We start from the raw sequence: 24,360 nt of genomic DNA on the forward strand, positions 1-24,360 counted from the left end.
CCGCCCCAAAGGATGAGATCCCGCTGATGTTTTCTCGCTTTTTTATTTATCGTCCCGTGTTCGCATGGGTTGTTGCCATTTTAATTATGCTGCTTGGTGCGCTTTCCATCACCCTGTTGCCGGTTGAACAATATCCTGATGTTGCACCGCCCTCGGTAAATATCAGTGCGACTTACACCGGTGCCTCTGCGGAGACGCTGGAGAACAGCGTCACTCAGGTGATTGAGCAGCAGCTGACCGGGCTGGATAATCTGCTCTATTTTACCTCCAGCAGCAGCTCGCAGGGGAATGTGTCGGTCACCGTCACTTTCAGTCAGGGCACCGATCCGGATACCGCGCAGGTGCAGGTGCAGAACAAGGTGCAGCAGGCGCTCTCGCGTCTGCCCAGCGAGGTGCAGCAGCTTGGCGTCACCGTGACCAAATCACAGTCGAACTTCCTGCTGGTGATGGGGCTGTATGACACGACAGGTAAAAGCAACAGCACCGATATCGGCGACTGGCTGGTCAGTAATATGCAGGAGCCGCTGGCCAGGACTGAAGGCATCGGTGACATCCAGGTGTTTGGCGGCCAGTATGCGATGCGCATCTGGCTCGATCCCTTCAAGCTAAACTCTTATGCGTTGCAGCCCTCCGACGTGTCGGCAGCAATACGCTCGCAGAACATTCAGGTTTCAGCCGGTAAAATCGGCGGCCTTCCATCACCTGACAATCAACAACTCACGGCCACGGTCAGAGCGCAGTCACGGCTGCAGACGCCGGAACAATTTCGCAACATCATTGTTAAAAGTGATAAAAGCGGCGCCATCGTGCGGGTAGGGGATGTGGCGCGGGTAGAGCTGGGCGGCGAATCTTATGACATGACCACCCGACTCAACGGGCATCCTGCGGCGGGTGTCGGCGTAATGCTGGCACCGGGTGCGAATGCGCTGGCCACGGCGACGCTGGTCAAAAACAAAGTTGAAGAGTATCGCCACTCGATGCCGCAGGGCTACGAAGTGGCCTATGCGCTCGACAGCACCGACTTCATCAAAATCTCCGTTGAGGATGTGGTGATCACCCTGATCGAAGCCATCGCGCTGGTGGTGGTGGTGATGTACCTGTTCCTGCAAAACATCCGCGCGACGCTGATCCCGGCGCTGGCGGTGCCGGTCGTGCTGCTCGGCACCTTTGGTGTACTGGCGCTGTGCGGCTATACCATCAATACCCTGACGCTGTTTGCGATGGTACTGGCTATCGGGCTACTGGTGGATGATGCGATCGTGGTTGTGGAAAACGTCGAGCGCATTATGCATGACGAAGGTTTGCCGGCGCGTGAGGCAACGGAAAAGTCGATGAAGGAGATCTCCGGTGCGCTGGTGGCTATCGCGCTGGTGCTTTCCGCTGTCTTTCTGCCTATGGCCTTTTTTGCCGGATCAACCGGCGTGATCTATCGGCAGTTCTCCGTCACTATCATAGCCGCCATGACCTTCTCTGTGGTGGTGGCGCTAACCCTGACGCCTGCGCTGTGTGGCATGCTGCTGCGGCCAACAGCACCCCATCGCAAAGGCTTCTTTGGCGGGTTTAACCGCTTTTATGCTGCCACCGAGCGTCAGTATCGTCATAAAGTGGTGAAAACGTTGCGTCGTCCGCTAATCATGGTGTCACTCTACGCCGCAATGGGCGTGGTGCTGTTTGTGATGTTCACCCGACTGCCAGGCAGCTTCCTGCCGACCGAAGATCAGGGCAGCATTATGCTTCAGGCGACGTTGCCTGCGGGCGCAACCGCCAGCCGCACAGAGGCCGTTAATCAGCAGATTGTTGACTGGTTCCTGACGGAAGAGAAACAGAACATTGATGTGGTCTTCACCATCAACGGCTTTAACTTCAGCGGTGCGGCGCAGAATGCCGGTATGGCGTTTATCAAACTTAAAAACTGGGACCAGCGACCCGGCAGTGAGAACTCTGCCGAAGCGATTGCCGGACGCGCCACCTATGCGCTTGCGTCGATTCGGGATGCGCAGATCTTTGCACTGACACCGCCGTCGGTGCCGGGGCTGGGACAGAATAATGGCTTCACCTATGAGCTGCTGGCCAGCGGTGGCACCACGCGTGAGCAACTGGGTAACCTCCGCGATCAGCTGTTGCAGAGCGCCGCGCAAAGCCCGGAACTGATCGGCGTGCGGGCGAATATCCTGCCACAGACTCCGCAGCTGCAGATTGATATCGATACCAGTAAAGCGGTGGCGCTGGGACTTCAGCTGGATGATGTGACCGACACGCTGACCAGCGCCTGGGGCGGAGCTTACATCAATGACTTTATTGATCGTGGCCGGGTGAAACGCGTTTATCTGCAGGGCGATGGTCAGTATCGCTCCGCGCCGTCGGATCTGGATAAGTGGTACATCCGTAACAGTGAAGGCAGCATGACGCCGTTCTCAGCGTTTGCTTCGACCCGCTGGACCATGGGACCGGAAAGTCTTAACCGCTACAACGGCTCTGCCTCGTATGAAATTCAGGGTCAGAACGCCGAAGGGTTCAGCTCCGGTGATGCCATGAACACCATTGAGCGGCTGGCCAATGAACTACCGGCAGGCACGACGGGCGCGTGGAGCGGACTCTCGCTGCAGGAGAAGCAGGCGGGCGGGCAGTCGACCACGCTTTATGCGATCTCGATTCTGGTGGTTTTCCTCTGCCTGGCTGCGCTGTATGAAAGCTGGTCGGTGCCATTCTCCGTACTGTTAGCGGTGCCACTCGGTGTATTGGGTACGGTGCTGGCCGTGGCGCTGCGCGGATTAAGCAACGATATCTACTTCCAGGTGGCGTTGCTGACTACGGTCGGGCTGACTTCCAAGAACGCGATATTGATTATCGAATTTGCCGAGGATGCAGTGCGTCGGGGCAGTTCGCTGAGTGCTGCAGCGTTACTGGCGGCACGCACCCGTCTGCGACCGATTATGATGACCTCACTGGCCTTTATCGCCGGGGTGATACCGCTGGCGTTGGCGACCGGTGCCGGTGCTAACAGCCGCATCGCCATCGGCACCGGTATCATTGGCGGCACGCTGGCAGGTACCGTGCTGGCATTATTCTTCGTTCCGCTATTCTTTGTGCTGGTGAAGCACTATCTGACCCGGCATCGTGACGCAAAATAATGCTCTCAGCTCGTCTGTCCGACAGGACTGGCGGGCTGAAATCACGGCTCCTCCGGTAAAACGTGCCGTCAGATCCGCTATCCGGGTCGCGCATACCAGAGAGGTGAAAAAGCGTAAAGTATTTTATGGCAGAGACAGATGAGGGGCGAAAATCGTCGTGGGTTCACTCAGGAGAGATGCCACTCCATGGCGTAAAACGTCCTAAAGCGCTTTATTCAGAATTACTTAGAAGGACGGCGACTAATCTTGCCTCCTTTCCGACCGGCTTCCCTGGCTTTCTCATGATCATTTTTGAAATTGCCCCCACTGACTTTGCCTCCTGCACTGCCAGCTTCACTCGCACGTTCCGGATCGTTGGCAAAATTACCGGCACCACCTCTGTATTTCTGTTGTGTCATAGGAAGACCTCATATCAATGTTCCATTAGATAAAAAGGACTAGCTAGTCACACCAGGAAGCATAGTCGCCCGCTTCGTTTATGCAAATGCACAGCGTCAAGGCCTTGATAAGGCAGAGATTAAATTTCTTCTGCCGGTTAGCCACAGCAGGGCAATGACTGATGAGCTACGCTTAAAGGCCTGACGAAAAAGGAGAATGCTATGAGCGACGCGACATTAATCGACACGCTTGAGTTTGGTTCTGACGAGCAGAAGCAGAAATATGAAATCTACGGCGATGATGCACAGACGCCCACTTTTGCTGTGATCTCACGACAGCAGGGCGATAGCTGGCAGAAACTGGAGGAGAAAATCACTTTTGCTGCGCAGGATGAACAGCAGGAAGCGATGGGATCAATGGGCTACGGCTCCGGCGATACGCTGCCCGATCTACGCGATTTGACTGCCGAAGCGCGGGAGCGTTGCGAACGGCACTGGCAGGAGCAGAGTGCATAATGAGCAGAGAGCTGCTCATTTTTAGCAGTGAAGGCGTCCGATTAAGAGAGACGCCAGGAGGCCGCAGAATAAACCTCTGAGTGCTCTCTTTTTCCGACAGCCACCACATAACCGACCCAGCGCATTAACGATCATCCAGTGTGACCCGTACAGGCTCAGGGTTCCTCAGGCGTTCTTTAACGCTGTCTGCTAACGTTGCATCTTCGTCACTGAGTAACGTCTGCTTAAAGGGAAGACGTTCATTATCTGCGATATATTCAGCCATGAGGCGCAGCGCATCAGATGGCGTTACACCCATTTTTTCGGGCGCAGCATAGGATGGTGTTTTCAGATCATCATCGATTCGAATGTTAATTGTGCCCAGGGTCAGCCCTTTTGTATTTACATTTGACATTACAATTAGCGTATTGGTGAGTCTGCATCGCAAACAGCAGACATCAGTTACCAGCACAGCTTTACATCTGCCCGCCAGACTCTCGTCCTGTATTATTTTATGCTACGAAAATGTAACAAACTCATCCATTAAACCAACTGCAGCAATCGTTAAAGGTTTTCCCGCTGGTGGCGATAACTCAATGGCGTTGAGCGCGCCAGTCAATGATGAATCCGGCACTCAGCGACGAGTTCTGAACGCGAACGGACCTGCATTTAGCCCTCCTTTTATACACATCAGACAATGCGAATTAAGCGCAAGTTACTCACATAAAAGCGAAAATAATAATATGTCGATCATTAAGACGATCAAAAGACGCCTGCCTGTTGCCCGTCTTAGGCGTAGCAGCCAGCCAGCGAATGGCACCTGGGATTGTCGTGCGTTGCCAGATTCACTCTCTTCCATTGGTTTAAGCTCGCGCGCGGGCGGGATCCTGATGACGTTTGTTCCACCAGAAGCCGATTTTCAGCGGGTCAGTCAGGCCTGGCAGCGCTTTAACACCCCCGATCTGACGGTGCTGACGCTCTCTTCCAACGGTGCGCTGAGCAGCAGTCGATCACAAAGTACCTACTGTGAGGGGAATGGCCCGGAAGGAAGCTATCTCTGGCTGCCCGACACGCTGATCGCCAGTCATGAGACACACATTGTCGACCTGCATGTCGCCGACACACAGACCGCCAGCCAGCGTATCACCGCCATCCAGCAGGAGCTGGCACGGTTGCAGGTGCGGATGCCGCTTTCGGCGGATCGTACTTTCGCCATGATTTACTGCGATGGATTGTCAGCGTCAGAAGGCTTTCTGATGCAGGCCTGGTACAACTGTGGGCGTTTTCCCTGCCTGGCGATTGGTGGTTCAGCGGGCGGCAAAATCACCTTTGATGGCACCTGGATTGGTGCGGGTGGGAGGGTACTGCAGGGCAAGGCTGTCATCGTGTTCTGCCAGATGGCAGCAGGAAAATCCTTTGCGCCGTTTAAAAGCCAGAACTTCACGCCACGCGAGCAGAGCTGGCTGATTGCTGAAGCCGATCCGATTGCGCGCACCGTCACTTCTGTATTTAACCGTCAGGGTCAGCAGCAGCCGTTTGTCGCGTCGCTGTGTGAACATCTCAACTGCACCGAAGCGCAGTTGACCGAGCGGCTAAAGGGGTTAACTTTCGGCGTTAAAGTCGGTGGGGAGTACTTCATTCGCTCGATCGCCAAAATTGAATCGGGTGGCGTGCACTTTTTCTGTGACCTTGAGTTTGGCGATCGGCTGTTCCTGATGGAAGAAAAAGACTTTAAACAGGCGACACAGCAGGAGTGGCAGGCTTTTACTGCCCGGCATGGCAAACCGGCCGCAATACTCATGAACGACTGTATCCTGCGTCGTGTAGGTAATGCTGACAAACTGCACAATGCCCACTTCTTCAAAGGGATTGCCGCGGCCGGCTTTTCCAGCTTTGGTGAAATCCTGGGCGTGCCAATCAATCAGACGCTTTCGGCGCTGGTGTTTTTCAATCATGACGTCAAAGCGATGAGCCAGTTTCCGGTGGAGTATGCCGGTTACGCTGCCCATTACGCGCAGCGCGCGTTGCGCCGCTGGGAAGCGCTGAACAGCATTCAGACACGGGTGCTGGATCGGGTGATCAACTATCAGCAGGCGCTGACGCCGCTGATGGAGGCGCTACCGGTACTGGAAACGGCGACTCACAGCCAGGGCGAAACGCTGAGTCTGGCAGAAAGCAGTATCCGTAACATCAGCAACATCGCCACTGAGAGTCAGCAGGCGCAGGGCCGGCTGGATGAAGGGCTTGACGATCTGGAAAAAATATCGAATGGCATCAATGAGATTACGCATGGCATCAGCAATATAGCTTTCCAGACCAACATTCTGGCGCTGAATGCCGCTGTCGAAGCAGCACGTGCAGGCGAGGCTGGCCGCGGCTTCGCCGTAGTAGCAGGCGAAGTTCGTCGTCTGGCACATTCGTCGAAAGAGCAGGCTGAAGCCACGGCGAGTAACATCGGCGAGGCGGTTACCACCATCTCACGGATCCGGCTGGTGGCCAATGACTCGGCACAGACGGCGGCACAGATGGCTGAGCGCAGCATCAGCGCGGCCGATACGCTGGCAGCCATGAATCAGCAGACCCGACATGAGCGCGCCGACATTGCGAAGCATCTCGGCAGCCTGCGTGAACTGACGCAGGGAATGGACGCGATGCAGGAAGCGGTCGCGCAGCTCAAAGTGTTACAAACGCTTTCCGGGGCGCAGGTTAAAGGCTGATTTATCAACATAAAAGACAAAAAAGTGCGGTGTAAGCGTAACGGCCAGGCAAGGCAGGCTTTCAGTTGTTACACTTGTCGGTGATTAACCACGCAGAGGTACTAATGAAAATCAAAAGTTATGCAGCCATGCAGGCTGGCCAGGCCCTTGAACTCTATGAGTACGATGCCGCCGAACTGGCAGCCGAAGAAGTCGAAGTCCAGGTGGAATATTGTGGCGTCTGCCACTCAGATCTGTCGATGATCGATAACGAATGGGGCATCTCTCAGTTCCCGGTGATTGCAGGACATGAAGTGATTGGCCGGGTTTCAGCCCTGGGCGAAGCGGCTAAAAGCAAAGGTCTCTCAATCGGCCAGCGTGTAGGAATTGGCTGGACAGCCAAAAGCTGTCAGCACTGCGATGCCTGTATCAACGGCGAGCAGGTTAACTGTCAGCAGGGCAGCATCCCGACCATCATGAACAAGGGTGGTTTTGCCGAGAAGCTGCGCGCCGACTGGCAATGGGTTATCCCGCTGCCGGAAAAACTGGATGCGGCCAGCGCCGGTCCGCTGCTGTGCGGCGGTATTACCGTATTTAAACCCCTGCTGATGAGCAACATCACTGCGACCAGCCGTGTTGGCGTGATTGGTATTGGCGGTCTGGGCCATATCGCGATTAAACTCCTGCACGCGATGGGTGCCGAAGTCGTGGCCTTCAGCTCAACGCCGGATAAGAAGCAGTCGATTCTGGATATGGGTGCGGATGAAGTGGTTAACAGCCGTGATCCTGAAGCCCTGAAGAAGCAGGCGGGTCGTTTTGATCTGATCCTGAGCACCGTGGCAGTCGACCTGGACTGGAAACCTTATTTCGCCGCGCTGGCACCTCAGGGTAAATTCCACACTGTGGGTGCCGTAATGAAGCCGATTGAAGTCAGTGCTTTTGATCTGATCCTGGGCGACAAAGCGGTAACCGGTTCATCAACCGGCTCACCAGGCCAGCTGCGCTCGCTGTTGCGACTCGCATCGCGTGCGGATATTGCGCCACAGGTTGAATTCTTCCCGATGTCAGACATCAATAAAGCGCTGGATCACGTCCGCGCCGGTAAAGCCAATTACCGCGTGGTTCTTAAAGCCGATTTCTGATGCGAATCTGAAATGAATATGCCGCAGCCTGCTGCGGCATTTTTTTTGTCCTCATGTTGTCAGCCCTGCTCCTGATAATTTGTTTCACAATCAGGTCATGCCCTTTCTTCCATCAAGCTCGGACTCCCGTCAGCGATACATTCAAAACTGGCCCGAATCCATCGAACACTGTCCTGTGAGCCTGTCACGGGCAGGTCAGAGCATGCGGTAAAGTGAACGTATCGCAGCCTGTAAGCCTGGCTGATATCAAAACAGACCGTTTATGGAGCACACAATGAAGCTGACCCAGATTCGTAATGCCACACTGCTGCTGGAGTATGCAGGCAATAAATTCATGATCGATCCGATGCTGGCTGATAAAGAAGCGTGGCCAGGCTTTACCGGTAACGCCCGTCCCCATCTGCGCAATCCCATGGTTGAGCTGCCTCTCCCGGTTGAGGCGCTGCTGGAGGTAGATGCAGTGATTGTCACCCACACACATATGGACCATTGGGACGAGGCTGCGCAGCAGCTTATACCGAAGACGATGATGATCTATAGCCAGAATGAAAGTGATGCAGCGCTGATTCGTTCGCAGGGTTTTGCACATGTTCGGGTGCTGCAGGATGAAAATTCGTTTGTCGACGGCCTGACAATCCACAAAACAGAGGGTCAGCATGGCAGCAATGCGTTGTACGCCGACAAAACAATGGGCGATATTCTGGGTGATGCCTGTGGTCTGGTGTTTACCCATCCGTCAGAAAAAACGCTCTACATTGCCGGGGATACCGTCTGGGTTAAGCCTTATGTCAGAACGCTGCAACGTTTTCAGCCGCAGGTCGTGGTAATCAATGCCGGCAATGCGACTAACGATCTCTATGGCCCGATTATCATGGGAAAAGAGGATACGCTGCGTACGCTCAATATTCTGCCTGAAGCGACACTGGTAACTTCGCACATGGAAGCGATCAACCATTGTCTGCTGACACGCGCTGAACTGCGAGTTTACACCCAGGAACAGGGTATTGCTGACCAGGTAGTGATCCCGGAAGATGGTGAAACGATGATGTTCTGAGCATCGTGGCATTAAACCGGCCCAGTTGCGCGGTTCATTCTTAATCATACATTTTCACACAATAAGGGGGGGAAGATGGCTGCTCTGAGAGTTGCTGTGTTGGCAACAGCCGGTTTTAGTCCATTTCATTTTTCAGTTCCCTGCATTCTGTTCGGCTCTGCTCTCCCGCAGCAGGGTCTGTTTCAGATTGATATCTGTGCAGAAAAATCAGGCCCGGTGATCTCAGAGATGGGGCTGTCAATCATGGTGGCGCATGGGCTAACCCTGCTTGATCAGGCAGATATCGTTATCGTGCCATACTGGCACAATCCGGACGAAAAACCGTCACAGGCGCTGCTTGATAAGCTGGTCGCTACCTGGCAGCGTGGCGCGGAGGTCGTCGGACTTTGTCTGGGGACTTACGTACTGGCTTATGCAGGCCTGCTTGATCAGCATCGGGCTGCTACCCACTGGGAATTTGAGCGTGACTTCAGCGAACGCTTTCCGCAGGTTCTGCTCGACAGCAATGCCCTTTATACCCGGGACGATCGTCTTATCACCTCTGCCGGCACTGCGGCGGGTATCGACTGCTGTCTGGACATCATCCGTCAGCACTATGGCAGCGCCGTAGCGAATCGGGTGGCCAGACGTATGGTGGTGCCGCCTTACCGTGAAGGCGGACAGGCGCAATTTATTGAGCGGCCGGTTCCGGCGTCCACGCGAGACGGTAAGATCAATGCACTGCTGGCATCCCTGCGAGAGAATCTGCATCTGCCGCAGGATCTGGACTCACTCGCGCACACACTCAGCATGAGCCGGCGAACGCTGACGCGCCATTTTCATAAGGCGACGGGGATGTCACTGGGCGATTGGCTGACGGCTGAGCGTCTGCAGCGTAGCCAGCAGTTACTGGAAACCACCGGCATCAGCATTGAATGTGTAGCAGCAAAGGCAGGCTTTGATTCACCTGTCTCATTCCGGCAGCGTTTCAAATCCCGGTTTGGCGTCTCTCCCAGCGAGTGGCGCCGGGCGTTTCGTGGTCCACAGAAGAGGGTGAACGACGAGAAAGTGGCAAAAGATAACGCATGATCAAGTCGGGATGGCTATCGGCATTCCGGGATTTTAATGCCGGAATAGTGTCACACAGTAGCGGTCACTATTCCGGCAGAAATGTTGCGATTAAAGCAGGAAATCATCCAGCGACTGACCATTTTCAATCGCCGCTTTAATGACGGAGGGCGTTCGACCCTGACCGGTCCAGTAACGGACCAGGCCATTTTCATCGGTGTAACGGTATTTGGCCGGACGTTTCGCGCGTTTCTTTGTACCGGTTGCGGAAGGCGATGCGCTATTTACCAGCTCCGCTGGGTTAATGCCTTCTTCCAGCAACAGCTCCTGGTAAAACGCCAGTTTCTCCGCTTTTTCACGGGCTTCTGCTGCCCGCGCGTTTTCCTCATCACGACGCTCATTTACTACGGTCTCTAATTTCTGGCGCAACTCTTCGAGCATATCCAGAGCCATATTGCGCGCCTCTGCACGAAGCGTGCGGATATTATTCAGGCTGCTCAGGTTCTTATTCATAAATTTCCTCAAATATCCAGGCTAATCAATAAAGTGCAAATTATTCAGCCAGCAAGGGTAACATTTACGTGCCTGCGAATTGAAGCTTAAATGTGGATTTATTCGCTAGTAATGCTGCACTATGAACACTGATTGAGCCAGTTAAGGTGAGGATTTAAGCGAATTCTGCTGTTTTAATGCAGATTGTCATTATCGAAGCGGGATTGCGGGATTTGCATTTTTGCTTTTGATTAACTGTGCTTAAATCAGTCAACCGGGTTTATTAAGGACAGGCATGAAGTTTCGCCGTAAAAACGATGGTCCTGCGCCAGAAATTTCACCGCTGCTGAGAAGCATAATGCTTTCAGGTGTATTACTCACTGTGGCGGTAATTGGATTAAATGTGTGGACGCTGCGGGAAGACTGGAATGAAACCGTCCGTAAAGCTGAGGATACGGCCGTGAATCTCTCACTTTCGCAGGCGCGGCAGGCTGACGATACGTTTCTGCAAACCGAACTTTCATTGCGCGAAGTACAACGTGAGCTTGAAAAGCAGCTCGCCACCACCGGTGCAGAGGGTAAGGCATTGAGTCAGACGATGCATCTCTTGCAGAGCCATCTGCCGCAACTTCACGGTCTGTTCTACTATGATGAGCGCGGCCGGTGGATAGCGACCTCGATGAGCAGGATACCGCCAGGTGTTGATAATTCCGATCGTGAGTATTTCGATTATCATCGTGCCAGCCCGCGCAATAACCTGCATATCGGCCCGGTCATTCGCAGCCGCACCACGCACGAACTGGTAATTCCGGTTACCCTGCGGGTCAACGATGCTTACAACGGTTTTAAGGGTGTATTGCTCGCCACCGTTAAAGTGGACTACTTTCGCCGTTTCTACAGCTACTACGAACTCAGTGATGGCGATGTGCTGGTGCTGATGCTGGCAGACAGTACGGTGCTTTACGCCCGGCCGATGCCCGATAGCTACATCGGCAAAAATCTTTCAGTGAGTCCGCTGTTCCTGAAGATCCTGGCCAATTCGGATAAAGGAAGCGGTCAATGGACGGCTGCGCTTGATGGTAAAAAGCGCATCTTCGGTTTTGTCCGCTCACAGCGATATCCGCTGGTGGTAGCCGCGGGCTACGATAAGCGTGCCCTCTTTAACTACTGGCTTAAGAGCTGGGTACAGGATCTGATTCTGAGTCTGGCTCTGCTACTTGTTATTCTTTTACTGGGTGCGTTTGTGCTGCGTCAGGTGCGCCATACGCTGCGTTATCAGCGTGAGCTGACACGATTACGCGATGAACTGACAGCAGCGAATCGCTCCCTGGAAAATCAGGCACAGAGTGACGGGCTGACAGGGGTTGCTAACCGTCGCCATTTCGACCACATGCTGACAGAAAGCCTGCTGAATGCGGAGCTGAGTGGCATGCCCGTGTCACTGATTCTGTTTGATATCGACTATTTTAAACGTTACAACGACACTTACGGTCATGTAGCCGGTGACGACTGTCTGAAAAAAGTGGCCACCGTTCTGAAACACGCCGCCCGGCGCAAAAACGAACTCACAGCCCGCTATGGCGGCGAAGAGTTTGCCATCATTTTGTCTGAACAACCGCTGTCCGCTGCGCTGGACCTGGCGGAGTCCATCATCGCAGCCGTCAATCTGCTCACTATTCCGCATATGACCACTGAGCTGCCGCAAAAGCACATTACCCTGAGTGCAGGCTGTGCCATGTATCTGGCTACTGATTCACAGCAGGGGAAACAGGCGCTGATAGAGCGTGCGGATGAGGCCTTGTATCGTGCGAAACGGGCAGGGCGCAACCGGGTGATGTGTGAAAAGCGCCCGGCTCAGCACGCGTGATCAAATTCTGAACTGCACCTGTGGCACGGTAATCGCTCAACCTCAACAGGGAGCGATCATGTCAGACGATACCGGTTTCACTCATCTTGCTTTACAGGTATGTGATTTAGAAAAAAGCGTAGATTTTTATCATCGTTATGCCGGGATGCAGGTAATACATCAGCGAGCACCGGGTATTGCGGAAGCGCAAAAAGTCGCATGGCTGTCTGACCTGACCCGACCTTTTGCTCTGGTACTGGTGCAATCTGATAACAGTAACGATACGCCACTGGGGCCTTTTGGTCATATTGGCGTAGCCTGCGGCAGTCGCGAAGAGATAGATGAAAAAGTGGCAATTGCGCGGCGCGAAGGTGTATTGCGACGCGATGCGCAGCAATCTGAAATACCCGTTGGTTACTGGGCATTTTTTGCCGATCCTGATGGTAATACGCTTGAACTTTCATTTGGTCAGCAGATCGGGTTGGCAATCATCAGGGCCCGTAAGTCCCCGTCGGTTGTGAATAGATAAAACGGCTCAGGTAAGTGAATAAAGCCTTTTATCTGCAACGCGATTACGCAGAGCATTTCGGTTATTACATTCAGGATAGTGTCTGTGCATGATTGTGTATGAAGGAGGATTCGCAGCGCATGAAAGGCAGGAAAAGTAGGTGTTGTTGATTGATATGTTTCTGTCTGTTGATGATAAAAAACCGCCTGGGTAATGCCAGGCGGTTATCATCCAGGCATTCTGAATTAGATCAGAAAATCGTCCAGCGATTTACCTGCATCGATGGCTGATTTAATAGCCGATGGGGTACGGCCCTGACCTGTCCACTGCTTAACGTCACCATTCTCGTCGGTATACTGATATTTAGCCGGACGAGGCGCACGTTTTTTCTTCTCAGCAGGCGCAGTGGGCATACCATTTAACAGTTCGTTAGGATCGATACCTTCCTGCAACAATAATTCACGATATTTTGCCAGTTTCTCAGCTTTTTCACGATTAGCCGCTTCAGAAGCCTGAGCTTCTTCACGTCGCTCACTGACCACAACAGACAGTTTTTCCAGCATTTCTTCCAGGGCAGCAAGGTCAAGCTCGCGAGCATTTGCGCGGAGGGTACGGATATTATTCAAGCTGTTGAGAGTGTCACTCATCAAAGTCACCATAGTCATGTTCAGATAATAAAAATACAGAGCGGGTTCACGCTGATGCTTTTCGTCAGACCTGCTTTTTTAAAATGCTTGCCTTCGAAGAATCATAATACAGAACCAATAGTTCAACTTTAACATATTAATCTGTTTCTGAGAGAGTTGAAACTCTATTGAACGCATGCTCGTTAAACAAAAGTAAATTTACGCCATTTTTTTACTTACTTCACTCAAAATGGCTAAAACCCGTATCATCTGAGAAGCAGAGTAATTTAGCGGGGCTATGGATTAATCGTGCTGATTTTTCTGTAGTGGCAGCGGAGTCGCTTCGCTATTCGCATGCTCGTCCTGATAAAGAGGATAACGTTAGCTGCAAAGCTCACACGAAGTTACCGTACAGGGCAATGCTGCTGTGCATAATTTCGCTGTAAAGATCCCGCTATAAATTATTTCGCTCGTTTATTTACTGAAAAGCTGATTCAGCCTCACAGTGGTAAGTTCATGATAATAATTTAATTTTCCTATGAATTTCTCTGTTTTCAGAAACGTAACATAACGCATAACAGCGCTGCAAAATTGTCTGCCGGTTGGTTTAAATATGCGTGAAATGTGCTGTGCACTCAAACTGCTGGGTAGCGGTTGAGCAGAATCATTGCCTGTCCCTTACCATTAAACTGATTATTTACGGTAATAATTACCCTTTGTTCATTCAGAGTCTGCAACTAATAACCTCATGGCATACTGTGGATTCAGGCCTGTGTGCCATTTTATCCAGGATTATTGCTTAAGACGCATTAAACTCAGCGCCTGGTTGAACAACTTCGACCAGGATTGATAAGTGGTTTGACAACGTGTTCTCGTCTCAAGTCCACCACGTAACGTATAGCAGAACAGAGTAATAATCGGCCCGGTGAGTGCGTGTATGAACGACGCTGTACTGTTGCCTGGTGTAATTAACCCTGTGGATTCTCATTTAAGCAGGGTTCATTCTTAGGTTACAGAGAGTAACGCAAGTTTAAATAGTTGCTAATGATAAGTTCGCACTATCAATCCGTTCTGGGGCTGAGCGGGTAAGGTCAGGCATCAGCATCATCTGATCTGAACGCGGTATACATGTTGCTAATGCAAACATGGGGAGGAATAACCTCAGTAAGCTACACTGAACAACACATGCGTTAACGTCAGCGCGATGATTACTTCTGCAGAGGTCTGAAGTGTTTAAGGGCAATAAAAAATCATTACCGGTTCGTTACTGTAAAACGTGTAACAAACCGATGTCATGGCGTAAAAAGTGGGAGAAGTGCTGGAATGAGGTTTTGTATTGCTCAGAGCGTTGCCGGCGTCAGCGTTCTGCGCAGCATAAAGATGATGCAGAAATAAACGCTGAGCGGAACAAGTAAAACTCAAAGGAACAGGCCAGGTTTTGACCTGGCCTCACAGACCTCTATTGCTGAACCTCAATCTGTTGCCAGCCTTTTTTAAACATGCAATCTTTCACCAGTATCTCGCGCTGACTTTCATTGGCGTCACTGGTGGAGTAGTCGGTATCAGTCGTCTTATCTTTACTGTCTTTCGAGGTGTATTTACCACTGACGATATTATCAGGCGGTAAATCCCGCAGCGCCTGAGCCTGACAGGCTGTTTCTGCGATGGTTTCCTGCTGCTCAGATGCATCGGGTTTGACCCATTTATATTGCACACATCCGGTCAGACAAAGAGTGAACAACATCAGCATCAAAGGTTTCATCATCTGTTCCTCAGCGACACCCGCCAGCCTTGAGGCGAGTTATTCAGTAAGGAAGCCAGTCTGGTCAACTGAACGTGCTTCCTCACCTGCAAAAATAAATTTTCAGCCGACATTAAAATGTCAGACCGCCACCAATGTACGGTCCATCGATCAGCGTATGACCTGGACGTCCATCTTTGCCATCGACACCCGCGTAGCGGTAGCCCACTTTTAAGACCAGTGGGCCTAAAGGTGACCAGCTGACGCCAGCGTTTGCTTCCACAAAATTCTTAACGCTGTTGGTCAGCTGTTCCGGCGCGGAATACCCCTCACCATAAATCGCAAAATCGGCAGGCAGATTGATTTTCACACCGCCGCCGACAGGAAATGCGACGCCGTTATCCCCTTTTTTGCCACCGATGTAGGTAGCTTTAACGCCAGCGGTCAGCATCACCGGACCCATTTCCAAGTTATAGCCGGTACCCGCCTGACCAATCTGCACACCATCTGCCGTATTTTTGATCCACTGGCTGTCCAGATAGAGTCCGCCGGAAGAACGGCCAATTTCAGCATCCAGCGCAGAGGTGTTTTTACCTTGTTCAGCATTCAGGCCAATGGCCATTGCAGATGAAGAAACACACAGCAGCAAACCAAGGCTAATTAGGGAAATTTTCATTGCTCATTTTTTCCACATCAGGAGTTTTCAGGGAATCAATCAATATCGTTGTTTAAAGCGATTTACTTTTGCACCATTTCTTTAACGTCATGCTGCTGCAACTGATGCATGTTTCCGTCCGCATCTTTATAGGAGAGCATGCCCGTTTCTTTATCTCTGACGGGTTTACCATGGGTGGTTATCATGTGGCCGTCATTGGTGGAGATGACATAATTGCCTGAGCAGGCGGAAATGGACATAACTGAAACCATCATCACGAAAGCGAAGGCAAATTTTCTGCCATAATTGAAAGATGTCATTTTACTTTCCACTCGTTGTTCTTTAAGAAGATGCGGCATTATTAGCTGTGTTTGTTAAACGACATGATAACAATCAAAGAGTACCGACCCGAATGCTCAAAAAAATGATCTGGATCATTTCCATAGTTTGCTCAGAAGAGGATTAATTATTGCACATTGTTTAAAAACTAAGGTGTTTAAATAAACGCATTGCACTTTTCTGGTTCCCAAAAGTGATATGCATGAAGAATCCTATCAAGTGCTAACCAATAATTTAACAATAGCGACTTAATGACATGATAATTTAATGTTTCAAATTTTATGTTGTGGCTATTTTCCTTTTCGCTATATTGAACCGGCAATATCATTCTGATTAGTGTAATTTAACAAGGATTTAATATAGCTATGAAAAAAACAATTATCGCTTTTGTTCTGGTTGCTTCACCATTAACCGTGTTCGCTGCAACTGATTCCTGCAAAGATCAACTCGCAGATATTTCAGCTAAAAGCGAAATCGCTAAAATACATGGAAATAGTGCAGAAATTGCACGGCTCAATATTGCGCGTAACAAAATTGAAACCTATTGTACTGATGAGCGTCAGGCAACGCGTGCCTCTCATGATGTCAGTAAACGTGAGATGAAAGTCAAAAAAGCGGAACTTGAACTTCAGGAAGCACAGCAGGAACTGGCTGAGGCCAGAGTCGATGGACGTAGTGATAAAATCAGAAAAAAAATGACAAAGGTAGAAGAGAAGAAGCTGAAGCTTGAATCTGCAAAAATGGATTTAAAAGAAGCTGAGGCAGATGCTCAGAGACTGAACTGATATCCCACTATTTTCAGGCTCACTATGTGAGCCTGAAAACGTTTTGATGATCTCTGCCTCTTTCGTTATTAGTCACAACACCGTTTTTATAAGTGTCGCAATGCTATAAAAGACAGTTAGCTGTTTGTTCAGATGAGCAGTCAGTACCTGTCGCCACTCCCTATCTCCGTGGCACCAGAAAATCCCTCCCTGCAATCGGGGCGTGTATAATCAGCGTTACAGGTTTAAGTTAACTAGCTGAAATAAGACATAAAAAAAACCACTCAATCGAGTGGTTATAAACATTACAAAATACTTCATGAGCAAAGCTGCGATACAGAATAATTTAATACCGGGATATATCTATGCCAGAAAATGATAACTATCAACCTGCAGGCGAGCTAAGTAATTTGTGCGGAAATAGGTAGATATTAATTATCAGTATTGCCATATTGAAAACAGTGTTAAAGAGGTTATTTCCAACAAGAGGGTTTTAATTTATTGTTATACTTTGTTGATTGTTAACATAGATTCAACTTTGATTATTTTTTTAATGGTTTTATGGTGCGAGCGCCTTACTGATGACATTTTCAAAACACGTGCAGACAATAAAACTTCTTAAGATCCCGTTAAGATCTGGGATGTAAATTACCCTGGAAATTTAACGGAGATAAAAATATGAAAAAGATTATGTTGGCGGTGTTATTAGCAGGAATGAGTCTGGGTGTTTCTGCGCAGGAAGGATTTATTAATCCGGCAGGGCAGGGGTCTTCACAGGGCGGCTTTAAAGGCCCGACACCGGGTGTCGCTTCAGTGGCACAGGCTAAAACACTACGTGACGACGCATGGGTCGTTCTTGAAGGCAATATCATCCGACAGGTTGGTCATGAACTTTATGAATTTAAAGATGCCACTGGAACGATTTACGTCGATATCGACGACAAGCGCTGGATGGGACAATCATTGTCACCCGCTGACAAAGTCCGCATAGAAGGCGAAGTCGATAAAGACTGGAACAGCGTTGAAATTGATGTGAAAACGGTCCGTGTTCTGAAGTAACCTGTATTTACCACTGATATGGCAGTGACCTGAAGCCGGGCCACTGTCATTTTTATATGCACGTTCCCGGTTGGGTATTCCAGAGTAAGCAATAAATATTCACGAAGCCTGTCCGGCAGGATAGCGATGACAAAAACGTCAAGGTTTAACATCGGATGAGACGGTGCATTCACAACTTATAAAAATGGTACTGAATCAGTCCTGAAGCAGATATAGATTAGTTACAACACACTTGTTTGCGGATATCTGAACAGCCGATCTTCCTATGAAATGTGCATGTTTTTGGCCAAATCTAAGCGAGCCGTTCTGAAAATCCGAGTGCTCATTGACAAGCCGTCGGGCACGGCCCGAAGGGCCGTAATTGTTCTTTATAGTAAACCTGAATGATGTAACTAAAATTCTTCGTTATCTTCTTTTCGGAATTTCAAAATGGGGGACCATAGCGCCTGGATGAAATGAGAGGCAGATACTTTACACCCGGATTCGCTCAGGCAGGTACTATTGTACACAATGTCGTTATGATATGTTTGTCATACCTGAACTCTGAAGCCGCTCTGTAAACTGAGACATGTTTTACATGACAACCAGCTGGTCTGATAGTCCCTCACAGGTGAGTATTAAAGATAAAAAAGGTTTCTGAATCAGGATAGTTTCAGAAACCTTTTATCGATCACCGTTACGTCCGGCGAAGTAACCGTGTTAGCTGCTTCACATCAGCCGATCTGGAAAGCCATAAAGAGACCGTTGTTGAACCATGTTACTTTTTCACCCGCGCCATTAAGCATCCAACCAGCCTCACCAATGGATGAGTTATTCCAGTCTTTATTCTCTGTTGCACTGGCAAACCCCAGAGCATTGATACTTTTAGCGGCACGGTCATAGTTAAAGTAGCCCTGCGAATTCAGACCCGCATCATTCCACAAGCCAAGAAGTTTCGAGTAACCGATGTCAGCGCCACTTACGGTGATCACTTCTGAGATATACAATTCACGCATTTTAACATCCTTTTATGTCTGTATAATTTAACTGGTAACGCAGGGGAATTTTAGCAAGAAAGTACTGATATTGTAGCTGACCTGAATGTCAATTATCATTATCAAAAGAAATTTAAAATAAATCGTAAATGGATTTTTTTTGATTGATTTGATAAGAGAAAGCATGCCTTTATGCAAGACCCGTCAGAATTGACATGTAATAATTTTATTTTTTCATCTTATGAAAACAAGATTTTTTGCGTACACAATTGCTGATTTAGTAAAATAAACTATATTGCGCGTCGTGATTTTTCCATTATTGCTTTACCTAAGCAACGAAACCAGTGATTATTTTTCCATAAGAATCATAACGTTTAGCGATTCACGTGCCTCCAGACGAGCCTGGAGGCTAATCTTTTTATAATGAATCTATATTTCACTTATTTAATTCGGATGGTTTTGATGTAATAGCAGAATTTTTTCATGTCAGTATTAACAGAACCCCAAAAATATTAATCCTTTTTTACGACAGAAATTCTGCGTATTTAAAAAATTTTTACTGATTAAAACAGTGTATGCCGCCACACGAAAGTTTGAGCAAAAAGACATCATGAAAGATATTCAGTCAGGCCAGGATAAAGGGGCAGAACAGCATCGCTCGCGATACCGTCTACTCCGCGTAAAACAATAATTATCGGATAAAAGAATCCCCTACTTGTGCCTGAGCATACCATTCCATTAACTCCCCAGCACCCGGCTCATTTTCGGCGGGTGCCCATGGTGCTGAGTCTTGTTCAGTCACAGGCTGGTAACCTCCGTGTTTAACCTCAAAAATAACGCCACCTTTATCCATCGATAACACCGCATGCCAGGTGCCGGCTTCCGTTTCCATGACCTTGCCCCCCTCTCCTAACATCACCCGTTGGGTCACATACCCATTTTCATCAAAATGTAATACCTGAAACCGCCCACAGAGCGAGGTCAGCAATTCAAAAGTATGCGGATGTCGGTGAGGGCGGACATAAGTGCCCGGCTCCATCGCGATGGCCAGCCGCTGCACCGGATCGCTCAATTCAGGGTGTAAATTACGATTGGCTCGTAAGCGAGGGGATTTCGCAGCCTCTTCGCTGAGATGCCGGAGGTCAGTAACAGTAATTTGTTTCATATAAGCCTTCTGGATTTTGGACAACTTACGACAATCAGGTTGCCGTAAGGCTTTTGCCATTCTCAACGGATGAATAACCTCTGCATTCGCGGAGCAGATTGTTGTCGGGATTATAGATGCTGCTCAAAGCTATAAAACTGACGATGAGAGTTCTCACAAACATCGCCTGTATCGCGTGATACCAGGTTACAGAAAGATGTTCTCTGTTTCCTAAACGAAAGCCATTCAGAGCACTTTTCCACTGTCTGCCTGAAGCCAGATCAAAAACCGAAACGCTTATCATTTATAGAATGAGTGTCTCTTACTCAAAGGCAGAGCGTGGTATGGCAATTAACATGGGCAGTACCTACCGAATTCTTGGTTATAAGCCATCAGTAAATTTCGCCTGGCGCCAGAAATTACTGACAATGGGCATGCTTCCAGGTGCTGTTATCGAAATCATTCGAGTAGCGCCAATGGGCGATCCGGTTCATATTCGTACCCGCCGTGTCAGCCTGGCGGTGCGACAGCGTGATCTGGCCGACATCATTCTGGAGGAAATCGCCTGATGAAAAAGATCACCATCGGATTGATAGGCAATCCCAACACCGGCAAAACCACACTGTTTAATCAGCTGACCGGTGCCCGCCAGCGGGTCGGTAACTGGGCGGGTGTCACGGTTGAACGTAAAGAGGGACAGTTCTTTACTGCACAGTCTGACGTCCGGCTCATCGATCTGCCCGGCACTCGCTCGCTGACTACGCTATCCGCTGAAAGCTCGATTGATGAGAGCATCGCCTGTCAGTATCTTTATCAGGATCATGCCGATGTAGTGATCAACGTCGTCGATGCTTCCAGTCTGGAAAGTAACCTGTTCCTGACCTTTCAACTGCTTGAGCTTGGCGTACCCTGTATTGTCGCTCTGAACATGCAGGATATTGCCGCAAGCCAGAACATCACTATTGATGCCGCAGCGTTGTCAGCCCGCCTGGGATGTCCGGTGGTTTCACTGACTTCAACCAAAGGCGACGGTATCGCTCAGCTAAAAACACTGATTGACCAGCCACATATTTATCGCGCTCCAGAGAAGGTGCCATATCCGGCCGCGATTGAAACCGCGATTGAGCAGCTCAGCCTGCAGATGTCCGGGTCTCTGACCCCGCAGAAAAGGTACTGGCTGGCATTGCAGTTGCTTGAAGGCGATATCAACAGCCAGAAACTTTGCCCGGAACTACTTCCAACCTTGCCTGAGATTATGGCGCGAGCGGGTGGCGATACGGGCGTGCAGATAGCCGATTATCGCTATCGTGCCATTAATGCGGTTTGTACGGCCGTCAGTAACATTCATCAGGCTATCCCGGCCAGTCTTACCCGCAGGATTGATAACATTGTGCTGGACCGCTGGCTGGGCATTCCGATATTCCTGGCCGTGATGTATGTGATGTTTGTTCTCTCGATTAATATCGGCGCGGCATTGCAGCCGCTGTTCGACGGCAGTTCGGTGGCGATATTCATTCATGGCGCACAATGGCTGGGATATGTCTGCCACTTCCCGGTTTGGCTGACGGTTTTTCTGGCGCAGGGGCTGGGTGCCGGTATCAATACCGTGCTGCCAATCATTCCACAGATTGGCCTGATGTTTCTGTTCCTCTCTTTCCTTGAGGATTCAGGCTATATGGCGCGCGCCGCCTTTGTGATGGATCGGCTGATGCAGTCACTGGGCCTGCCGGGAAAATCCTTTGTGCCACTGATTGTCGGCTTTGGTTGTAATGTGCCGGCGGTGATGGGTACAAGAACGCTCGACACGCCGCGTGAGCGTCTGCTTACGGTACTGATTGCGCCTTTTATGTCCTGCGGCGCGCGGCTGGCAATCTTTGCGGTGTTCGCCGCAGCATTCTTTGATGCTCACAGTTCCAGCCTGGTATTTTCACTCTATCTGCTGGGCATTGTAGTGGCGATTGCGACCGGACTGGTGCTCAAGCATACCCTGCTGGGTGGCGAAGCTTCACCGTTTATCATGGAATTGCCGGTCTATCACCGGCCTCATCTTAAAAGCCTGCTGCTGCAGACCTGGCAACGGCTGAAAATGTTTGTGGTGCGTGCCGGTCAGGTCATTATCCTGGTGAGTATGCTGATTGGTGTGCTGAGCAGCTTTGCATTCAACGGCCAGCTGGTTGATGACATAAACCACTCTGCGCTGGCGGCGACCAGCAAAGCAATCACGCCCGTGCTTTTGCCAATCGGGGTGACGCAGGATAACTGGCAGGCGACAGTGGGGCTGGTGAGCGGCATTATGGCAAAAGAGGTCGTGGTCGGTACGCTCAACAGTCTTTACACCACGGAGGCGATTCAGCGCAGCGTGTTTGACCCGCAGGCTTTTAACCTAGCAGATGAACTAAAAGAGGCGCTGACGGAAACCTGGGCGGGCCTGACCGCTGCATTCAGAATTGATGCACTGGCGCATCCCCTCGATGCCAGTAAAGGCAATGGTGAGATGGCATCCGGTTCTATGAGTGTGATGGCTACCAAATTTGGCAACGGCTTTGCCGCTTACAGCTACTTAATCTTTGTTCTGCTCTACGTTCCCTGCGTCTCAGTCATGGGCGCGATCGCCCGCGAGGCCGGGAAAAAATGGATGATGTTCTCATTCTGCTGGGGGCTTAACATCGCCTATACCATAGCGACATTCTTTTATCAGACCGTCACGTTTAACGAGCATCCTGTATTCAGTGCAGTCTGCCTGATAAGCGTTCTGTTGCTGAATGGAATCATCCTGCTGACACTGCGTAAAGCGGGAAACAGGGTGCTGGCAATACCGGTTATGCCTGATGAGGAAAAGATGGGGTGTCGCGGCTGCCATGGAAATTGTGATAAACAGAAAAGCTACGCGCAGTGATCGCAAAACCAGACTGGTACGCTGAGGGACCATCAAGACCATTACATACAGGCGCGTGAAAGGACTGTGCTCCTTGCCTGTGCAGGTTGACAGGCAAGGAGACATCACCCTGAGTCAGAGGCTGGCATCAGGATCTGCTGCTGACTGGCTCTTTGATTTGACTGGCTCACCCAGCACCTGCCGGAACCAGTGAGTCACTCTGGTAATAACCTCAGGCTGATACCAGCGGTAATCACCATGTTCAGCCCCTTCGATCAACACGTAATCAGCACGATTACCCGCTTTTTTAAGGGCGTTATAAAGATTTGCACTTTGTTCAGGAGAGACCAGCGTATCGCTGCTGCCATGCATAATTAAAAATGGCGGTTTAACGCCTTTCAGGTGACCCACTGGACTCGCATAAAGCGCTTTCTCAGGCTCATCGGTCACTGATGCCCCGGCGAATTCGCGGAACGCCGCACCATTAATCAGCAGCGCTTCGGTGACGGCAGGGGATTGATGCACTTTTTGTATCGCATCCGGAAAGCCTTCTCCGATGCTACGCAAATCAGAAATGCCATACAGCGTGGCCACAGCCTGTACATCTGAAGACTGGTCAGTGAAATCGCCTTTATCAAACGATTTATCCCCATTGGTGGTTCCCATCATCTGGGCGAGCCATCCCCCCGCCGAATCACCCAGAACCCCTATACGCGCCGGATCGATACCATACTCAGAGGCATGCTGGCGCAGAAATCGGACTGCCGCCTTAGCATCAACAACCGGCGCCGGAAAAATATCAGGAATAGTGCGATATTCAGCTGCGGCGACCACAAAACCCGCCTCTGCCAAGGCCAGCCGCATTGCAATAAACTTGTCACGTTCCGCTGACAGGAAACCCCCGCCGGGAAAATAGATAATCGCTGGTTTCAGATCATTGGTTCGTGGCACCAGCAGTGACATGTGCAATTGCCTGACAGAACGCACGCTTTTCACCTGGTGGTAAACCAGATCTCCAATATTGTCGATCTGGTCCTGACGGGTGTTAACCTGGAGAATCTCAGCACCCTGAGCATGACCTGGAAGCTGATCCTGACCGGATGCGATGGCTGTAGTAGCGACTGAAAGCATAACGACTCCCGACATTAAGAGGTGCCAGTTTCTCATATTTTTTGTCCTGTAATCATTTAAATGTTAATGGGATGCTTTGTGTAAGTGTCAGAATAAAGATTCTGGCTTATCAGACATTAGAAACAATGTGAATAAATTATTATTAACAGACTAAACCTGCGTTAATTTTAACGTCAGGCATCATTGATGATAAGGATAAGACAACCACAAAACGGATTAATTTCAGTAATTAAGCAATATTTCCAGGTTAATAATGTCATCGCA

Annotated in this window: 23 protein-coding genes; 13 read left to right on the forward strand and 10 right to left on the reverse strand. The window is 50.2% G+C overall.

The window, feature by feature from the left end:
• The first annotated feature begins 26 nt into the window (after positions 1 to 26).
• The gene (locus tag K6R05_RS19655; protein WP_222925693.1) at positions 27 to 3,131 is read left to right on the forward strand and encodes an efflux RND transporter permease subunit; all 3,105 of its coding nucleotides are present in this window, start codon (positions 27 to 29) and stop codon (positions 3,129 to 3,131) included.
• Between the two features lie 221 nt (positions 3,132 to 3,352).
• Here the strand turns inward: K6R05_RS19655 and K6R05_RS19660 are convergent, their stop codons facing one another.
• Positions 3,353 to 3,529, reverse strand: coding sequence for a con-10 family general stress protein (locus tag K6R05_RS19660; RefSeq protein ID WP_009093122.1), 177 nt, complete (start codon positions 3,527 to 3,529; stop codon positions 3,353 to 3,355).
• Positions 3,530 to 3,730: 201 nt separating this feature from the next.
• On the opposite strand from K6R05_RS19660, the gene K6R05_RS19665 reads away from it, so the two are divergent.
• Positions 3,731 to 4,024, forward strand: coding sequence for a hypothetical protein (locus K6R05_RS19665; RefSeq protein ID WP_161736671.1), 294 nt, complete (start codon positions 3,731 to 3,733; stop codon positions 4,022 to 4,024).
• Between the two features lie 124 nt (positions 4,025 to 4,148).
• Here K6R05_RS19665 and K6R05_RS19670 read toward each other — a convergent pair whose 3' ends face one another.
• Positions 4,149 to 4,388: a type II toxin-antitoxin system RelB/DinJ family antitoxin gene (locus K6R05_RS19670; protein WP_161736679.1), complete on the reverse strand. Its 240-nt coding sequence runs from the start codon at positions 4,386 to 4,388 to the stop codon at positions 4,149 to 4,151.
• A 358-nt stretch (positions 4,389 to 4,746) separates the two neighbouring features.
• Here K6R05_RS19670 and K6R05_RS19675 point away from each other — a divergent pair, with 358 nt between their 5' ends.
• The 4 genes from K6R05_RS19675 (at position 4,747) to K6R05_RS19690 (ending at position 9,963) form a co-directional block, all read left to right on the forward strand.
• Positions 4,747 to 6,720: a methyl-accepting chemotaxis protein gene (locus K6R05_RS19675; protein WP_222925694.1), complete on the forward strand. Its 1,974-nt coding sequence runs from the start codon at positions 4,747 to 4,749 to the stop codon at positions 6,718 to 6,720.
• 104 nt (positions 6,721 to 6,824) lie between these two features.
• The gene (gene ahr, locus K6R05_RS19680; RefSeq protein ID WP_107320469.1) at positions 6,825 to 7,841 is read left to right on the forward strand and encodes an NADPH-dependent aldehyde reductase Ahr; all 1,017 of its coding nucleotides are present in this window, start codon (positions 6,825 to 6,827) and stop codon (positions 7,839 to 7,841) included.
• A gap of 274 nt (positions 7,842 to 8,115) precedes the next feature.
• Positions 8,116 to 8,895 carry an MBL fold metallo-hydrolase gene (locus K6R05_RS19685; protein WP_222925695.1) on the forward strand — a complete coding sequence of 260 codons (780 nt, stop codon included), beginning with the start codon at positions 8,116 to 8,118 and terminating at the stop codon, positions 8,893 to 8,895.
• 75 nt (positions 8,896 to 8,970) lie between these two features.
• Positions 8,971 to 9,963: a GlxA family transcriptional regulator gene (locus K6R05_RS19690; RefSeq protein ID WP_222925696.1), complete on the forward strand. Its 993-nt coding sequence runs from the start codon at positions 8,971 to 8,973 to the stop codon at positions 9,961 to 9,963.
• Between the two features lie 90 nt (positions 9,964 to 10,053).
• Here K6R05_RS19690 and K6R05_RS19695 read toward each other — a convergent pair whose 3' ends face one another.
• On the reverse strand, positions 10,054 to 10,455 hold the full coding sequence (locus tag K6R05_RS19695; RefSeq protein ID WP_161736736.1) for an H-NS family histone-like protein: 402 nt from the start codon (positions 10,453 to 10,455) through the stop codon (positions 10,054 to 10,056).
• Between the two features lie 274 nt (positions 10,456 to 10,729).
• Between K6R05_RS19695 and K6R05_RS19700 the strand changes: the two genes are divergently transcribed.
• Complete coding sequence (locus tag K6R05_RS19700) at positions 10,730 to 12,301, forward strand: sensor domain-containing diguanylate cyclase (protein WP_161736737.1); 1,572 nt, start codon at positions 10,730 to 10,732, stop codon at positions 12,299 to 12,301.
• A gap of 55 nt (positions 12,302 to 12,356) precedes the next feature.
• On the forward strand, positions 12,357 to 12,809 hold the full coding sequence (locus K6R05_RS19705; RefSeq protein ID WP_262390935.1) for a VOC family protein: 453 nt from the start codon (positions 12,357 to 12,359) through the stop codon (positions 12,807 to 12,809).
• 224 nt (positions 12,810 to 13,033) lie between these two features.
• Here the strand turns inward: K6R05_RS19705 and K6R05_RS19710 are convergent, their stop codons facing one another.
• Positions 13,034 to 13,435 carry an H-NS family histone-like protein gene (locus K6R05_RS19710; RefSeq protein ID WP_098049800.1) on the reverse strand — a complete coding sequence of 134 codons (402 nt, stop codon included), beginning with the start codon at positions 13,433 to 13,435 and terminating at the stop codon, positions 13,034 to 13,036.
• A gap of 1,208 nt (positions 13,436 to 14,643) precedes the next feature.
• Between K6R05_RS19710 and K6R05_RS19715 the strand changes: the two genes are divergently transcribed.
• Positions 14,644 to 14,829 (forward strand): DUF2256 domain-containing protein, encoded by a 186-nt coding sequence (locus K6R05_RS19715; protein WP_135911148.1) that lies wholly within the window; start codon positions 14,644 to 14,646, stop codon positions 14,827 to 14,829.
• Positions 14,830 to 14,873: 44 nt separating this feature from the next.
• On the opposite strand, the gene K6R05_RS19720 is transcribed toward K6R05_RS19715, so the two are convergent.
• The 3 genes from K6R05_RS19720 to K6R05_RS19730 form a co-directional block, all read right to left on the reverse strand.
• Positions 14,874 to 15,179 carry a hypothetical protein gene (locus K6R05_RS19720; protein ID WP_371876259.1) on the reverse strand — a complete coding sequence of 102 codons (306 nt, stop codon included), beginning with the start codon at positions 15,177 to 15,179 and terminating at the stop codon, positions 14,874 to 14,876.
• 109 nt (positions 15,180 to 15,288) lie between these two features.
• Positions 15,289 to 15,831, reverse strand: a complete 543-nt coding sequence (locus K6R05_RS19725; protein WP_222925698.1) for a YfaZ family outer membrane protein — start codon at positions 15,829 to 15,831, stop codon at positions 15,289 to 15,291.
• 62 nt (positions 15,832 to 15,893) lie between these two features.
• On the reverse strand, positions 15,894 to 16,130 hold the full coding sequence (locus tag K6R05_RS19730; RefSeq protein ID WP_161736740.1) for a YgdI/YgdR family lipoprotein: 237 nt from the start codon (positions 16,128 to 16,130) through the stop codon (positions 15,894 to 15,896).
• Positions 16,131 to 16,514: 384 nt separating this feature from the next.
• Here K6R05_RS19730 and K6R05_RS19735 point away from each other — a divergent pair, with 384 nt between their 5' ends.
• Both K6R05_RS19735 and K6R05_RS19740 read left to right on the forward strand, forming a co-directional pair.
• On the forward strand, positions 16,515 to 16,934 hold the full coding sequence (locus K6R05_RS19735) for a DUF1090 family protein (protein ID WP_253418486.1): 420 nt from the start codon (positions 16,515 to 16,517) through the stop codon (positions 16,932 to 16,934).
• 657 nt (positions 16,935 to 17,591) lie between these two features.
• A complete protein-coding gene (locus K6R05_RS19740; protein ID WP_222925699.1) occupies positions 17,592 to 17,972 on the forward strand; it encodes a YgiW/YdeI family stress tolerance OB fold protein in 381 nt (126 codons plus the stop codon).
• A 713-nt stretch (positions 17,973 to 18,685) separates the two neighbouring features.
• On the opposite strand, the gene K6R05_RS19745 is transcribed toward K6R05_RS19740, so the two are convergent.
• Both K6R05_RS19745 and K6R05_RS19750 read right to left on the reverse strand, forming a co-directional pair.
• Positions 18,686 to 18,967: a hypothetical protein gene (locus tag K6R05_RS19745; protein ID WP_161736743.1), complete on the reverse strand. Its 282-nt coding sequence runs from the start codon at positions 18,965 to 18,967 to the stop codon at positions 18,686 to 18,688.
• Between the two features lie 670 nt (positions 18,968 to 19,637).
• Entirely contained in the window at positions 19,638 to 20,111 is a 474-nt protein-coding gene (locus K6R05_RS19750) for a WbuC family cupin fold metalloprotein (RefSeq protein WP_222925700.1), read from the reverse strand.
• Between the two features lie 323 nt (positions 20,112 to 20,434).
• On the opposite strand from K6R05_RS19750, the gene K6R05_RS19755 reads away from it, so the two are divergent.
• Positions 20,435 to 20,659, forward strand: coding sequence for a FeoA domain-containing protein (locus K6R05_RS19755; RefSeq protein ID WP_222925701.1), 225 nt, complete (start codon positions 20,435 to 20,437; stop codon positions 20,657 to 20,659).
• Positions 20,659 to 22,986: a Fe(2+) transporter permease subunit FeoB gene (gene feoB / locus K6R05_RS19760; RefSeq protein WP_222925702.1), complete on the forward strand. Its 2,328-nt coding sequence runs from the start codon at positions 20,659 to 20,661 to the stop codon at positions 22,984 to 22,986. The genes K6R05_RS19755 and feoB overlap by 1 nt, the downstream gene beginning before the upstream one ends.
• Before the next feature lie 114 nt (positions 22,987 to 23,100).
• Here feoB and K6R05_RS19765 read toward each other — a convergent pair whose 3' ends face one another.
• Positions 23,101 to 24,132 (reverse strand): alpha/beta hydrolase, encoded by a 1,032-nt coding sequence (locus tag K6R05_RS19765; RefSeq protein WP_161736460.1) that lies wholly within the window; start codon positions 24,130 to 24,132, stop codon positions 23,101 to 23,103.
• Positions 24,133 to 24,360: the final 228 nt, after the last annotated feature.

This window comes from Pantoea alfalfae, from assembly GCF_019880205.1.
Classification (GTDB): domain Bacteria; phylum Pseudomonadota; class Gammaproteobacteria; order Enterobacterales; family Enterobacteriaceae; genus Pantoea; species Pantoea alfalfae.